Source organism: Streptomyces aculeolatus, from assembly GCF_020400605.1.
Classification (GTDB): domain Bacteria; phylum Actinomycetota; class Actinomycetes; order Streptomycetales; family Streptomycetaceae; genus Streptomyces; species Streptomyces aculeolatus.
This window is the reverse complement of record NZ_JAINRD010000038.1, coordinates 18086-32650: the sequence shown is the minus strand read 5'-3', so window position 1 is coordinate 32650 and position 14565 is coordinate 18086. Positions and strand designations below refer to the sequence as shown.

At 76.1% G+C, this 14565-nt stretch carries 12 protein-coding genes; 4 read left to right on the top strand and 8 right to left on the bottom strand.

The genetic code is table 11. The features are described 5' to 3' along the window. Positions 1-128: 128 nt before the first annotated feature. On the bottom strand, positions 129-953 hold the full coding sequence (locus LG396_RS37035) for an inositol monophosphatase family protein (RefSeq protein ID WP_051642512.1): 825 nt from the start codon (positions 951-953) through the stop codon (positions 129-131). A gap of 46 nt (positions 954-999) precedes the next feature. Then, positions 1000-2115 carry a ferrochelatase gene (locus LG396_RS37030; RefSeq protein WP_225798059.1) on the bottom strand — a complete coding sequence of 372 codons (1116 nt, stop codon included), beginning with the start codon at positions 2113-2115 and terminating at the stop codon, positions 1000-1002. Positions 2116-2266: 151 nt separating this feature from the next. On the opposite strand from LG396_RS37030, the gene LG396_RS37025 reads away from it, so the two are divergent. Continuing rightward, positions 2267-3598, top strand: coding sequence for a D-arabinono-1,4-lactone oxidase (locus tag LG396_RS37025; RefSeq protein ID WP_225798058.1), 1332 nt, complete (start codon positions 2267-2269; stop codon positions 3596-3598). Here the strand turns inward: LG396_RS37025 and LG396_RS37020 are convergent. Then, positions 3522-4706 (bottom strand): hypothetical protein, encoded by a 1185-nt coding sequence (locus LG396_RS37020; RefSeq protein ID WP_225798057.1) that lies wholly within the window; start codon positions 4704-4706, stop codon positions 3522-3524. The two genes, LG396_RS37025 and LG396_RS37020, sit on opposite strands and share 77 nt — an antisense overlap. Before the next feature lie 411 nt (positions 4707-5117). Here LG396_RS37020 and sepH point away from each other — a divergent pair, with 411 nt between their 5' ends. After that, complete coding sequence (sepH, locus tag LG396_RS37015; protein WP_018838163.1) at positions 5118-6197, top strand: septation protein SepH; 1080 nt, start codon at positions 5118-5120, stop codon at positions 6195-6197. 132 nt (positions 6198-6329) lie between these two features. On the opposite strand, the gene LG396_RS37010 is transcribed toward sepH, so the two are convergent. Then, positions 6330-7157, bottom strand: a complete 828-nt coding sequence (locus LG396_RS37010; protein WP_225798056.1) for a sulfurtransferase — start codon at positions 7155-7157, stop codon at positions 6330-6332. Between the two features lie 273 nt (positions 7158-7430). Here LG396_RS37010 and LG396_RS37005 point away from each other — a divergent pair, with 273 nt between their 5' ends. After that, complete coding sequence (locus tag LG396_RS37005) at positions 7431-8147, top strand: VOC family protein (RefSeq protein WP_225798055.1); 717 nt, start codon at positions 7431-7433, stop codon at positions 8145-8147. A gap of 73 nt (positions 8148-8220) precedes the next feature. Here the strand turns inward: LG396_RS37005 and LG396_RS37000 are convergent, their stop codons facing one another. The 3 genes from LG396_RS37000 to LG396_RS36990 all read right to left on the bottom strand — a co-directional run bounded on the left by LG396_RS37000 (position 8221) and on the right by LG396_RS36990 (position 13211). Beyond that, on the bottom strand, positions 8221-9459 hold the full coding sequence (locus tag LG396_RS37000) for an alkaline phosphatase family protein (protein ID WP_225798054.1): 1239 nt from the start codon (positions 9457-9459) through the stop codon (positions 8221-8223). Further along, positions 9459-10049 carry a DUF5998 family protein gene (locus LG396_RS36995; RefSeq protein WP_018838159.1) on the bottom strand — a complete coding sequence of 197 codons (591 nt, stop codon included), beginning with the start codon at positions 10047-10049 and terminating at the stop codon, positions 9459-9461. The genes LG396_RS37000 and LG396_RS36995 overlap by 1 nt, the downstream gene beginning before the upstream one ends. Positions 10050-10259: 210 nt before the next feature. Further along, the gene (locus LG396_RS36990) at positions 10260-13211 is read right to left on the bottom strand and encodes a bifunctional acetate--CoA ligase family protein/GNAT family N-acetyltransferase (RefSeq protein WP_225798053.1); all 2952 of its coding nucleotides are present in this window, start codon (positions 13209-13211) and stop codon (positions 10260-10262) included. A 210-nt stretch (positions 13212-13421) separates the two neighbouring features. Here LG396_RS36990 and LG396_RS36985 point away from each other — a divergent pair, with 210 nt between their 5' ends. Next, complete coding sequence (locus LG396_RS36985) at positions 13422-13706, top strand: HPr family phosphocarrier protein (protein WP_018838157.1); 285 nt, start codon at positions 13422-13424, stop codon at positions 13704-13706. 120 nt (positions 13707-13826) lie between these two features. On the opposite strand, the gene LG396_RS36980 is transcribed toward LG396_RS36985, so the two are convergent. Beyond that, on the bottom strand, positions 13827-14516 hold the full coding sequence (locus LG396_RS36980) for a GntR family transcriptional regulator (RefSeq protein WP_225798066.1): 690 nt from the start codon (positions 14514-14516) through the stop codon (positions 13827-13829). Positions 14517-14565 lie beyond the last annotated feature (49 nt).

Genomic DNA, 14565 nt, shown 5'->3' with positions numbered 1-14565 from the left:
GCACCCGACGGTGCCGGGGCGCCGCACTGTCCGGAGGTGTCCGGGAGGCGTCGGGGCGGTGGCGCGGAGGTTTCGGGGCACGGGCGCGGAGGTGGCGGTACGGGCCTCGGCAGCCGTGCCGGCGGCCGTCAGTCGTGCCAGGCGCCCAGCTCGTCCAGCAGCCGCTGGAGCGGCTCGAAGAGGCCCGGCACCGCCGCGACGGTCAGGTCGCCGTCCGGCTTCCCGCCCGGCCGTGAGCCCGTCAGCGCGCCCCCCTCGCGGGCGATGAGGTCTCCCGCGGCCAGGTCCCAGGGGTGCAGGCCGCGCTCGTAGTAGCCGTCGAGCCGGCCGCAGGCCACGTCGCACAGGTCGATCGCCGCGGAGCCGCCGCGGCGGATGTCGCGTACCCGGGGTATGAGCTGCCGCGCCACCTCGGCCTGGTGCGCGCGCACGCCCTGGACGTAGTTGAAGCCGGTGGAGACCAGCGCCTGGTCCATCGGCGGGGTGGGGCGGCAGTGCGCCGGTGCGCCGTTGACGAAGGCGCCGCCGCCGCGTACGGCGTGGTACGTCTCGCCGCGCATCGGCGCCGCCACCACGCCGGCGACGGCCTCCCCCGCGTACTCGGCGGCGATGCTGACCGACCAGTCGGGGCGGCCGTAGAGGTAGTTCACGGTGCCGTCGATCGGGTCGACGACCCAGCGCACGCCGCTGGTGCCGGGCCTGCTCGCGCCCTCCTCGCCCAGGATCCCGTCGGCGGGCCGGCGCTCGGCGAGGAAGCCGGTGATCAGCTTCTCGGCGGCGAAGTCCATCTCGGTGACGACGTCGATGGCACTGGACTTGGTCGCCGCCACCCCGAGGTCGGCGGGCCGGCGGTCGCGCAGCAGTTCGCCCGCGCGGCGCGCGGCCTCCAGCGCCACGGCCAGCAGCTCGTCGAGGGGCGGGGCGGCGGGCTCGGGGCGGGGCAGGTCGGTCACGGTGCTCCTCGGGTGCGGCGGCGGGTCCTGCGGGCGGCGCAGCGGGTCAGTCGGCGCCCGCGGTCGCGGGCCGGGGCGTACGGGCCGGGCAGCAGCCCGCCGGGCAGACGTCGTGGCTCGGGCCCAGCAGGCCCAGCGCGGGCCGCTCGACCTGCTCGCCGCGCTCGGTCGCGGCCCGCTCCAGGATCAGCTTCCGCAGCGTCGAGACGAACGCCGGCCGCGCCCCCACCGTCGCCGAGCGCACCGCGGGCAGGCCCAGCTCCGCCGCCTTCGCCGCCGCCTCGGTGTCGAGGTCGTACAGGACCTCCATGTGGTCCGAGACGAAGCCGATCGGCACCATCACCACCGCGGGCGCGCCCTCGGCGTGCAGCTCCTCCAGGTGGTCGCAGATGTCCGGCTCCAGCCACGGGATCTGCGGTGCGCCGCTGCGCGACTGGTAGACCAGCCGCCAGGGCCGCACCACGCCCGTGAGGACCGCCACCGTGTCCGCGACCAGCTTGGCGACGTCCATGTGCTGCTTCACGTACGCGCCGCCGTCGCCGTGGTCCGCGGGGGGTCCCGAGGTGTCGGCCGCGCTGGTGGGGATCGAGTGCGTGCTGAACGCCAGGTGTGCGCCGTCGCGGACGTCCTCGGGCAGCTGCTCCAGCGCCTCCTGGACTCCGACGACCATGTCGCGGACGAAGCCGGGCGCGTTGAAGTAGTGCCGCAGCTTGTCGACCCGGGGCGGCTCCAGCCCCTCCGCGGCGAGCGCGGCCAGCGACTCGGCCAGGTTCTCGCGGTACTGCCGGCAGCCCGAGTACGAGGCGTACGCGCTGGTGACCAGGGCCAGCACCCGCCGGTGCCCGTCCCGCGTCATCTCCCGGAGGGTGTCGGTGAGGTACGGGGCCCAGTTGCGGTTCCCCCAGTAGACGGGGAGGCCGAGGCCGGCGTCCGTGAAGTCCTTGCGCAGGGCGTCGAGGAGCACGCGGTTCTGGGCGTTGATGGGGCTCACGCCGTCGAAGAGGTAGTAGTGCTTGCCCACCTCCTCCAGCCGCTCGCGCGGGATGCCGCGGCCCCGGGTGACGTTCTCCAGGAACGGAACGACATCGTCCGGGCCCTCGGGGCCGCCGAACGAGAGCAGCAGAAGGGCGTCGTACGGCTGGGGGGACGGCACGTCAGGCATGTCTTCGATCCTGCCATGCGACCGCCCCCCGCCCGAGCCGGGCACCGGCGTCGGGCCGGTCCGTACGCGCGAGTATCATCCCTTGCCAACCGGGGGCGGGGTGCCGAGACGAAGGGCCGTACGACAGGCCCGTTCAGCGGATGGACGGCGGATGCATCAGGTGAGCAGCACGAGGGCCGGGGGCGCCTGGCGCAACTGGGCGGGCACCGTCGCCGCGCGCCCCGCGCGCACCGTCAGCCCCGCCACCACCGCCGAGGTCGCCGACGCCGTGCGGGCCGCGGCCGAGGACGGCCTGAAGGTCAAGGCCGTCGGCACGGGCCACTCCTTCACCGCCGCCGCGGCCACCGGCGGGCTCATGGTCCGCCCGGAGCGGCTGGTCGGCATCCACGAGATCGACCGCGAGGCCGGCACCGTCACCGTCGCCGCGGGCACCCCGCTGCACCAGCTCAACCACACCCTGGCGGCCGCCGGCCTCTCGCTGGCCAACATGGGCGACATCATGGCGCAGACCGTCTCCGGCGCCACCGCCACCGGCACCCACGGCACCGGCCGCTCCTCCGCCTCGCTGGCCGCCCAGATCACCGCGCTGGAGCTGGTGACGGCCGACGGCCGGGCGCGTACGTACACGGCGGCGGACACCGGCGAGGACGCGGCGGTCTTCGCCGCCGCCCGGCTCGGCATCGGCGCGCTGGGCGTCGTCACCTCGCTGACGTTCGCGGTGGAGCCGCTCTTCCTGCTCACGGCGCGGGAAGAGCCGATGGCGCTCGACGACGTCCTCGCGTCCTTCGGCGAGCTGGCCGAGGACAACGAGCACTTCGAGTTCTACTGGTTCCCGCACACCGGCCGCTGCAACACCAAGCGCAACAACCGCAGCGAGGGCCCCGCGCGGCCGCTGGGCAGGATCGGCGGCTGGATCGACGACGAACTGCTCTCCAACGGCGTGTTCGCGGCCGCCTGCGCGGTGGGGCGGGCGGTGCCCGCGACGATCCCGGGCATAGCGGCGGTCTCCAGCCGGGCGCTGTCGGCGCGTACGTACACCGACATCCCGTACAAGGTCTTCACCAGCCCGCGGCGGGTGCGGTTCGTGGAAATGGAGTACGCGCTGCCGCGGGCGGCGGCCGTGTCCGCGATCCGGGAACTGAAGGCGATGGTGGACAGGTCGCGGCTGCGGATCAGCTTCCCGGTGGAGGTACGGGTCGCGCCCGCGGACGACATCCCGCTGTCGACGGCGTCGGGGCGGGACACCGCGTACGTCGCGGTGCACCTGTACCGCGGGACGCCTCACCAGGCGTACTTCACGGCGGTCGAGCGGATCATGACGGCGCACGGCGGCCGGCCGCACTGGGGCAAGCTGCACAGCCGGGACGCGGCTTATCTGGCGGGGGTGTACCCGCGGTTCGGCGAGTTCACGGCGGTACGGGACCGGCTGGACCCCGGCCGGGTGTTCGGGAACGACTACCTTCGGCGGGTCCTGGGGGACTGAGCGCCCCCGGGGCGGCTACTGCCGCCCCCGGTGCCGTCGCGCCGTCCGGCTGCGGGGTCGCCGGCGTCTCCCCCGTGCCGGGCTCCTGGCCCTCCTCGCCGGTGTCCGGCGGCGTCGGGGTGGGCGTGGGGGCCGGGGTCGTACCGCCGCCGTCACCGTCGCCGTCGCCGGGAGCGGGGCTGCCGCCGCCGGGCTGCGGGGTGGCGGTGCCGCCGGGGTCGCGGTGCTGTCCGGTGCCGTCGTCCGGGGCGCCGGTGCCGTCGTCGCGGGGTTCGCCGGAGCCGGTGCCGGGGCTGCCGCCGGTCCCGCCGGTCTCCTCGGAGCCGGGCTCGGCGGTGTCCTCGTCGGCGGTGCGGCCGTCGTCGTCACCGGCCGGCGGGGAGTCGGACTTTCGTTCGCCGGGGCTGAAAGATGTGCCGGTGCGGTCGTCGCCCCAGGCGTTGGCGAGCGGGCCGCCGGTGAGCTTCTCGATGCCGAAGACCACGGCCATCACGGCGAGGAACGTCCCTGCGGCGACCAGCGCGAGGCGCCGCCAGCCGCGGGCGCGGGTGCCGTGGGTGCTGGCGGTGCCGAAACCGCCGGTGGGGGCGGGTGCGGCGAGCACGGTCGTGGCGTCGTCGGGCTCCGGGCGGGCGGCGGGCAGGAGTTGGGTCGCGTCGGCGTCCGCGGGCCGTGCGGCGGGCAGCAGTCGGGTCGCGTCCTCCGCCGCCGCGGGCGCGCCCGCGGCCGGCCCGGTCCCGCCCTCGGCGGGCAGCGCCACGGTCCTGAGCAGCTGCGTCTCGTCGTCGGCCCGGTTGCGTACGGGCGTGTGCAGCGGGGCCGTCTGCTTGTGCAGCGCCTTCGGTGCCGCGACCGCCGCGTCCTTCAACTGCTGGCCGGTGCGCCGGAAGACGTGCTGGAAGAGCGCACCGCCCGCGGTGGCGCCCACGCTGACGACGCCGGCACCGATGATCGTGCCGTACACGCCCATGCTGGACGCGAGGAACGCGGCCACCATCGTGGCCGACGCACCGCCCGCGACCTGGGCGCCGCTGAGTTCGATCTTCCCCTTGCGGCGCTCCTCTCCGGGGCCGTCCGCCGTCCTGTCCGCCGTGCTCCGCATCTCCATCCCAAGATCGCTCCATTGGGCTCCTGCCCTCCTGGACGAGCGCGCGGACGGACCCGTTAGTTCCGATTCCGGGGATTCTGTGATGCAACGCACCTCTTGATCGAACCGGGGCGCAACAGGCAGACTCAACTGCCGTGCAGCGTTCCGCGTTCGGTGGCGCGCCGGTCCACCCGCATGGCTCGAATGGAGTACTGTGGGCGAGCCAGTGCTCCGGTGCCCGTCCGACGGCGGCGATCACGGCCGCTGCGTTGCAAATGCGTAACCGTGTCATAACGGCGCATCGGGTTCAAAGACCCGACACGCCGGGCAACTCAGCAATGTTGTGGCAGGCTGCACCCGGGCAGGCCACACTCGACTAGCGGAAAGAGCAGCGACGCACCGAACGTCGGCAGGCACCACCGGGAGGTTCCCATGCCCGAACTGCGTGTCGTGGCGGTCAGTAACGACGGCACACGGCTGGTGCTGAAGGCTGCGGACAGTACGGAGTACACCCTTCCGATTGACGAGCGTCTGCGCGCCGCGGTGCGCAACGACCGTGCGCGGCTCGGCCAGATCGAGATCGAGGTGGAGAACCACCTCCGTCCCCGCGACATCCAGGCCCGGATACGAGCCGGAGCGTCCGCGGAGGAGGTCGCCTCGCTCGCCGGGATCCCCGTCGACCGCGTGCGGCGCTTCGAGGGCCCGGTGCTGGCGGAGCGCGCGTTCATGGCCGAGCGGGCCCGCAAGACGCCCCTGCGGCGGCCCGGCGAGAGCGCCGGTCCCGCGCTGGGCGAGGCGGTCGCCGAGCGGCTGATGATGCGCGGTGCGGAGAAGGACTCTGCACGGTGGGACTCCTGGCGCCGGGACGACGGCACCTGGGAGGTGCTGCTCGTCTACCGCGTCGCGGGTGAGCCGCACAGCGCCGGCTGGACGTACGACCCGCCGCGCCGGCTCGTGCAGCCCGTCGACGACGAGGCGCGCGCGCTGATCGGCGAGACCGACGCCTCGCCGGAGCCGAGCCTGCCCTTCGTGCCCAAGATCGCGCGGCTGCCCCGGAGTCCGGAGCGGCCGGCCGACGGCGGGCGCGGGGACAGGGACTCCTCCGGCGAGGACCGGGACTCCCTGACCAGCCTGCTGGAGGCGGTGCCGAGCTTCCGGGGCGACCTGGTCGTGCCGGACCAGTCGACGGCGGCGTCCGCGCCCGACGGGCCTGCCGCGGCGGCCGGTTCCGCGACCAAGCCGGGGCCGGTCCACGGACCGGTTCCGGGGCCGCCGCCGGAGGAGGAGCCCGAGCCGCCCGCGGTGGAGGAGGAGCCTCCGGCGCCCGCGGCGAGCGCGGGTTCCGCGTACGCGGACGTGCTGATGCCGCGGAGCGTCTCGGCGCACCGGGAGCGGCTGACCGGGCAGACGGACCGGCAGGCGGAGGCCGACGGCGTGCGGCCCGGCCGCCGGGCCGCGGTGCCGAGCTGGGACGAGATCGTGTTCGGCAGCAGGCGCAAGAAGCCGGAGTAGCAGTGCGGTAGGGCGCGGTTCGCGGGGATTCGTCCGTTACGAACCGCGCCCCCGCCTGCCGCCGCGCCACCCCCGGAGTGGCGCCGCCCGCACGCCCGTTGCCCGGGTACGCGGCCGGCGCCGCCCGCTCCGTCAGCCGGGCTCCGCGCCCGTCGCCACCGGACGCGCCGGGTCCGCCACCCACTCCGACCACGAACCCGGGTACAGCGCCGCGGGGATGCCCGCGATCGCGAGCGCCAGCACCTCCTGGGCCGCGGACACCCCCGAGCCGCAGTAGACCCCGACCTCCGTGCCCGGCGCGGCCCCGAGCGCGCGGAACCGCGCCGCCAGGTCGGCCGCGGGCAGGAACCGCCCGTCCGCACCCAGGTTCTCCGCCGTCGGCGCCGACACCGCGCCCGGGATGTGGCCCGCGACCGGGTCGATGGGCTCCGTCTCGCCGCGGTAGCGCTCCCCCGCGCGGGCGTCGAACAGCACGCCGCCGCGGGCGAGTACGGCGGCGTCCGCCGCGGTGAGCACCGGCAGCGCACCCGGCTCCGGCGTGAAGTCCCCCGCGCCCTCCGGGGGCGCCGTGCGGGAGAGTTCGCCGGGCCAGGCGGCCAGGCCGCCGTCGAGGACGCGGACGTCGGGGTGGCCGGTGTAGCGCAGCAGCCACCAGCAGCGCGCGGCGGACCAGCCCTGGCCCGCGTCGTACACGACCACGGGCCGGCCGGCGGTGACGCCCGCGCGGCGCATGGCGGCGCCGAACACGTCGGGGTCCGGCAGCGGGTGGCGGCCGCCGGGGCCGGGCGGAGCGGCCAGTTCGGCGTCCAGGTCGACGTAGGCGGCGCCGGGGATGTGGCCTGCGTCGTACTCGGGACGGCCCGGGGGGCCGCCGAGCGTGTAGCGCACGTCGAGCACGACCGGGGGCCGCGGGCCCGCCAGGTCGCCCGCGAGGTCGGTTCCGGAGATGATGGCATCCATGGAGGCCATCTTGGCGCAGCGTCGCGCCGCGCCTCCCGTCGGCGCCCCATCCCGCCGCTTCCCCGACCGCCCTTCACCCCGAAAGCGAACATCTCCCAGCGAGACGGACAATTCTTCAGATCGATCGGCGCAGAGGGGGCGCACTGCGGCACGGGGGATGGAAACATCTGCAGAGGCGTCACCGGAACGTCACCTACCGCCACCTTCCGATGGTCAGAGAGGGCTGCCATGTCCGAAGGAGCGATCCCCTGCGCGCCGGGAACACCGTGCTGGGTGAGCCTGATGGTGCACGGGCTGGACCGGACCGAGGAGTTCTACCGGGGCCTGTTCGGCTGGGTCTTCGAAGAGGGCCCGCGCGCGCTGGGCGCGTACCGGCTGGCACTCCTGGACGGCGGCCACGTCGCCGGGATCGGCGCGATGGCGCCGGAGCGCAGGCTGCCGGTGGCCTGGACGCCGTACCTGGCGACCGACGACGCCGACGCCGCCACCGAGCAGGTCCGCTGCTGCGGCGGGACGGTGGGGGTGGGGCCGCTGGACGCGGACGCGGCCGGCCGCAAGGCGATCTGCTCGGACCCGGCGGGGGCGGTGTTCGGGCTGTGGCAGCCGCGGCGGGTGCCGGAGGTCGAGCGGCGGGCGCGGCCGGGCACGCCGGTCTGGAACGACCTGCTGGTGGCGGAGCCGACGCTGGTCGCGAAGTTCTACGAGCTGGTCTTCGGCTACGACGTGCGTTCGGAGGGCGACACCGCGACGCTCCACGTCCAGGGCAGGCCCGTCGCGTCGGTCTGCGCCGCGGACGAGGAGACGCTGCGGGAGACGGGGCCGCACTGGACGACGCACTTCGAAGTCGCCGACGTGGACGCCTCCGTGGCGCGCGCGGTGGAGCTGGGCGGACGGCTGGTGCGGGAGCCGCACGAGACGGCGGCGGGGCGGATGGCGGAGGTCGCGGACGTCGAGGGCGCGCGGTTCACGCTGGTGCGCTCGCCGCGGTAGCCGGGCGTACGGTCCTGCCGGGGGCGGGGCCGTGTTCCCCGGGATACCGCGGATATCCGCGGGAACCCGCGGGTCAGGAGCGTACGGTCAGCAGTGGGACGAGCTGTTCCGCCGGGGTCAGCGAGCCGTGCATGCCGGCGAGCGCGGACTCCTTGGGCTCGCGGCGGGTGGCGACGATCGCGATGTCGTCGGCGGTGGCGGCGATGACGTCCCCGAGCCGGTCCCGTACCCGCTCGTCGACCTTCGGCCCGAACCACCCCAGCTCGACGGCCTCTTCGCGGCTCGCCACCCAGGCGCGCTCCCCCAGCACCTCGCGCCAGACGGTGAGCACGTCGGCGGCGGCGCCCGGGGCGGTGTACACGTGCCGGGCGCGGCCCTCGCCGCCGAGGAGCCGGACGCCGGCGCGCAGCTCCCAGTCCTCGTCGACGTCGTAGCGGGCGTCCTCGGTGAAGGGGATGTCGACCATGCCGTGGTCGGCGGTGACGTAGAGCACGGCGCGCGGCGGCAGTTGCTCGGCGAGCCGGCGGGCGAGGCGGTCGGCGTAGCCGAGCTGGCCGCGCCAGGCGTCGGAGTCGACGCCGTGCCGGTGGCCGTTGCCGTCGACCTCGCTGTAGTACGTGTAGACGAGCGTGCGGTCCGCGGCGGCGAGCTGCTCCGCGGCGAGGTCCATGCGCTCCTCCCCCGACAGCCGGCCGTGGAAGGTGCCGCCGCTGAGCGCGATCGTCGTCAGCGGGGTGGTCTCGAAGGCGGGCGAGGAGACCTGCGCGGTGTGCACGCCGGCGTCGTGGGCCAGTTGGAAGACGGTGGGGTACGGCTGCCACGCGCGCGGCGAGGTCCAGGGGTGCCAGCGCAGCTGGTTCATCAGCTCGCCGGTCGCCGGGTCGCGCACCGTGTAGCCCGGCAGGCCGTGGGCGCCGGGCGGCAGGCCGGTGCCGACGGAGGCGAGCGAGGTCGCGGTGGTGGCGGGGAAGCCGGCGGTCAGCGGCTCGCCGGTGGCCAGCCCGTGCAGGAACGGGGCGTCCTCGGGGTGCGCGAGCAGCTGCTCCCAGCCGAGGCCGTCGATGAGGAACACGCAGACGCGGTCGGCCGGTTCGACCCCGGCGAGGGCCGGCACGAAGCCGGGGACGCCGAGGCCGGCGGCGGCGCTGGGCAGCAGGTCGGCCAGGGAGCGGGTGCCGTAGCGGGGGACGGGCGCGGCGGCGGGGTCGAGCGGCGCGGGCCAGTGGTCGGCGCCGGGCGGCGCGGGTGGCGCGGTGTGCTGCGGTGTGCCGCTCTGCGTCCCGTGGCCCGGTGTCCCCCCCGTGGCCGCCATCAGGCTTCGGGGCCGGCGGCGGTCGCCTCGGAGAGCGCCTGGGCGAATTCCAGTGCCTGCCGTACGGTCTCGGGGCCGTCGCCCGCCTCGCTGACGCGCAGGCTCAGGTCGTCGGCGGTGGCCGAGCCGGTGTAGCCGTGGTCGGCGTCGCAGTTGGGGTCGCCGCAGGTGGCGGGCTCCATGTCGAGCCGGCTGACGGCGCCCCAGCCGACGGTCAGGACGACCTCGCGGGGCAGGGTGCCCGCGGTGTACGACTCGGGGTTGCCGACGACGCGGCTGAGGACGACGGAGGAGATCCGGGCAAGCTTGACGGACTCGGTGGAGGTGGTGGCGTACGGCGTCGGGGAGGTGGTGTCCGCGGCCTGCTCGTCGGTGTGGCTGACGATGAAGCGGCTGTCGGTGAGCACGAGCACGGTGACGTGGCGCCGCACCTCGTTGGCGTCGAACGTCGTCTCCTGGTGGACCAGGTACGCGGACACGGGCTCCCCGCCGACGGCGGCCTCCACCGCTTCCGCCACGAGGGCGGGGTAGTAGCCGCTGCGCTCGATCGCCGCGCGCAGCCCCTTGGTCGCGGTCCCGGTCTTAGCCATGCGCCCATCCTACGGCCCGGAGGGCCCGCCCCGGTCCGCTGCCGCGAGGCTCGGGGGGCGGACGGGACGGGCGGGTTGGCGGCCGGGCCGCGCCCGGCGGCGGGGCGGTCGGCGTCCGGGCCGGTCGGGGGCGCACGCCGGCGGCGGGGCGGCGTCGACGGGGTGCGGCCGGGGGCGGCGGCGGGACGGGCGCCGGTACGGGGGGCCGCCTCAGTACCGCGGCATGCGGCGGGCGCCGAGGTCGATGCGGGGCGGCGGCGGGGCCAGCCGCAGGGCGGCGGACAGCACGCTGACGCCGTGCGGCGCCACCACCACCGGGGACAGCTCCGCGGAGACCACCTCGGGGTGCTCGTCGACGAAGATCGACAGCCGCAGCAGCAGTTCCTCCAGCGCGGCGGTGTCCACGGGCTGGGCGCCGCGCCAGCCGAAGAGCAGCGGGGCGCCGCGGATGGCGCGGATCAGCTCGGCGGCGTCGCGGTCGGTGGCGGGCACCAGCCGGTGCGCGAGGTCGCCGAGCAGCTCGGAGGGGGCGCCGGCCAGGCCGAAGGAGAGCACGGCGCCGACGCCGGGGTCGACGGTGGCGCGGACGACGGTGTCGACGCCGCGCCGGGCCATGGCCTGCACCACCGGCTGCAGCTCGGCGGCGTCGCCGAGGGTGGCGGTCAGCTCGGCGTGGGCGAGGCGCAGCTGCTCCTCGCCGGCGAGGTCGAGGCGTACGCCGCCGAGGTCGGGCCGGTGGCGCAGGTGGACGGCGGTGGTCTTGAGCGCCACGGGGTAGCCGAGCCGGGCGGCGGCGGCAGCGGCGGCCTCCGGGTCGGGCGCGGGCAGCGCGGGCAGCACGCTGATCCCGTACCGGCCGAGCACGCGGGCGGCGGCCTGCTCGGGGACGTCGACGGGCACGCCCTCCCCGTCCGCGGCGGGCGGCGCGGGGGCGTGCCGGGGCGTACGCGCCGCCGCTTCGCCGGTGCCGCCCGCCGGCCCGCCGGCCGCGGCGGTGCCACCGGGTCCGGCCGCGGTACCGGGCCGGTCCGCGGCACCGGCCGCGGCTCCCGTCCTGCGTGCGCCTCCCGGGGCCCAGTCCGGCGCGACCCCGCCCTCGTCCCCGGCGGCCGGGGCCGCCTCCCCCAGCAGCGCCGCGATGTCCGCGGCCGCCCCCGCCGGGTCCAGGTCCTCGTACTCCGGCACCCGCCCCGGGTCCGCCGCCCGCCGGCGCCACTGCGCGTACCGCACCGCCTGCGCCAGGGCACGGGCCGCCCGCTCCCCCGCCGGGTAGGTCGGGATGCCGTCCGGCGGTGCCGCCAGGGCGCCGGGCAGGCCTTCGATCTCCAGGTGGACGACGGCCACCGGCTTCGTCGCACCGTCCGCCGCCGCGCGCAGCGCGGCGGCGAGCGCCCCCGCGTCCTGCGGCCCGGGCACCGCGGCGAGCGCGGGCACGTCGGGGTCGGCGACCCATGGGATGGCCGTCACCAGCACCGCGTCGCAGTCGTCGTCGGCCAGCGCGGCGGCGACGGCGGCCCGGAAGTCCTCCGGCGCCGCGGCGGCGGTCAGGTCGCGCGGCGGCAGCGGGCGCAGCCCGGCGGCGCGGCAGGCGTCGTACGCGAGGAGGCCGAGGGAGTCGGAGTTGCCGACGATCGCGACGCGCGGCCCGGCGGGCAGCGGCTGGGCGGCGAGCAGCAGCCCGGTGTCGACGAGTTCCGTGACGGTGTCGACGGCGACGACGCCGGCCTGGCGCAGCAGCGCGCCGACGGTCTCGGCGGGCACCGACGTGCCGGGCACGGCGTGGCCGGCCGGCGTACTGGCGCTGTGCCGGGCGCCCTTGACGACCACGACCGGCTTCTCCGCCGACGTACGGCGCGCGAGGCGGGTGAACTTGCGCGGGTTGCCGAGGGATTCGAGGTACATGAGGACGACGTCGGTGGCGCCGTCGTCGTGCCAGTACTGCAGCAGGTCGTTGCCGGAGACGTCGGCGCGGTTGCCCGCGGAGACGAACGTGGACACCCCGGTGAGCGCCGCGCCCGGCCGCCGGTGCAGCCCGGACAGCAGGGCGATGCCGATGGCGCCGGACTGGGTGAAGACCCCGACCCGGCCGCTGCCCGCGGGCTCGGGGGCGAGGGTGGCGTTCAGGCGTACGGGCGGGGCGGTGTTGAGGACACCGAAGGCGTTCGGGCCGATGACCCGCATGCCGTGGCCGCGGGCCTGCCGGACGAGGTCGCGCTGGCGCGCGCGGCCCTCGGCGCCCGCCTCGGCGTAGCCGGAGGAGAGCACGACGAGCCCCTGGACGCCCTGTTCGCCGCAGTCGTCGACGACGGCGGGGACACGGGCGGCGGGCACGGCGACGACGGCGAGGTCGACGGGTTCCTCGATGTCGCGTACGGAGCGGCGGGCGGGGACGCCCTCGGGCAGGAGCGTCTCCTGGTCCGCGGGGTACGCGTGGTTCACGGCGTAGAGGCGGCCGGTGAAGCCGGCGGCGAGGAGGTTGTGGAGGACGGTGCGGCCGACGCCGCCGGGGCGGCGGCCGACGCCGATCACGGCGACGGAGCGCGGGGCGAGCAGCCGCTGCACGGAGCGGGCCTCGGCGCGCTGTTCGCGGCCGTGCATGACGGCGAGCGACCGCTCGGTGGGCTCCAGCTCGAACTCCAGCCGCACGACGCCGTCCTCGAAGCTGCGCTTCTGGGTGTAGCCGGCGTCCGTGAACACCTTCATCATGCGGCTGTTGGCGGGCAGCACGTCGGCGACGAAGCGGCGCACGCCGCGCTCGCGGGCGCAGGCGGCGATGTGCTCCAGCAGCGCGGAGGCGACCCCGCGGCCCTGCTGGTCGTCCTGGACGAGGAACGCCACCTCCGCCTGCGTCGCACCGTCGGCCGCGGGCTCGGTGCGGTCGTAGCGCACGGTGGCGATGAAGGCGTCGCCGACGACGGCGGCCAGGCCCACCCGGTCGACGTAGTCGTGGTGGGTGAAGCGGTGCACGTCCTTGGCGGAGAGCTGCGGGTGCGGGGCGAAGAAGCGCAGGTACTTGGACTCGTCGGAGACCCGGTCGAAGAACGCGACGAGCCGGTCGGCGTCGTCCGGGACGATCGGCCTGACCTGTGCGGTGCCGCCGTCGCGCAGCACGACGTCGGCTTCCCAGTGGGTGGGGTACTCAAGTGCCGACGGGGTGGCCATGGGGCCCAGGTTACGGTCCGCGCACGCTGGCGGGAGCGGGCGCGGCAGGGCAGTCTGAGGTGACCGCCGGGCGTGCCGGGCCCGGCGGGCGGCCGGGGCGGGCGGCACAGGCCTGCTCGGGGACGCAAAGCACAGGCCGGCCACGGTCCGGCCGGTTCGGCGCGCGTGCAAGGATGGTCTAGACAACTAGAACGATGGAAGGGCAACACCATGGTTGAGCGCCGCGTCACCGTCGGCTGGGCCGAGGGCCTGCACGCCCGTCCCGCGTCGATCTTCGTACGGGCGGCCACCGCCGCCGGCGTCCCGGTGACGATCGCGAAGGCCGCCGACGGCAACGCCGTCAACGCCGCCTCCATGCTGGCCGTGCTCGGCCTGGGCGCCAAGGGCGGCGACGAGATCGTCCTCGCCTCGGAGGACGACGCCTCCGACCCCGCGCTCGACCGGCTGGCGCGGCTGGTCCAGGAGGGCCTGGACGAGCTGCCCGAGGCCGTCTGACGTACGCAGGCGGTCGAATCCGCACGCACCGCCGGGCGGAATTGGCCGATTACCGCAGTGCGAATTCCCCGCGGGCCCGGCTTTCCGCCGCACCGCCGATTTCCACCGGGCACGTCATTGTTACGGCTGATCGCTTCCCGTGTTTACGGCATGTTTCCGGGAACTCACCCGCACGGTTCTCCGCAATTCGTACGCGGCCGTCGAGCGCTCCAGGTGCGCCGCCGCCAGCCCCCTGGCCCGTTCCGCGTACCCCCGCGCCACGGCGTCGGCGAGCGCGCCGAGCTCGTCCCACGCCTCCACCGTCCGCACCGCCGGCGAGGGCCCGTACAGCCAGGACACCTTCCGGCGCACCTGCACCAGCAGCGCGGCCAGGCTGCGGCTGCCGGTGGCCTGCGCCAGCGTCTCGTGGAACCACGTGCTCAGCGACGGCAGCTCCGCGACGTGCCCCCGCTCGGCGCGCTCCCGGCCCAGGCGCACCAGGCCGTGCAGCACCTTCAGATGGGCCTCCGTGCGCCGCTGGGCCGCGCGGGCGGCGCCCAGCGGCTCCAGCAGCGCGCGTATCTCCAGCAGGTCGGCGGCGTCCTGCGCGGTGGGCTCGGCGACACAGGCGCCGGCGTGCCGCTTCGTGGTGACGAAGCCCTCCGACTCCAGCGTGCGCAGCGCCTCGCGGACCGGCACCCGCGAGACGCCGTACCGGCGCGCGAGGTGCTCCTCGGCGAGCCGGGCGCCCTGGGCGAAGAATCCGGAGACGATGTCGTCGCGGACCGCCGTGCACACCGCCTGGGAAATACCGCCGTTCACCGCGCACACCGCATCATCCACGCCCCTCAGCGCCGCCGGGTGAACAGTATGGCAGCGG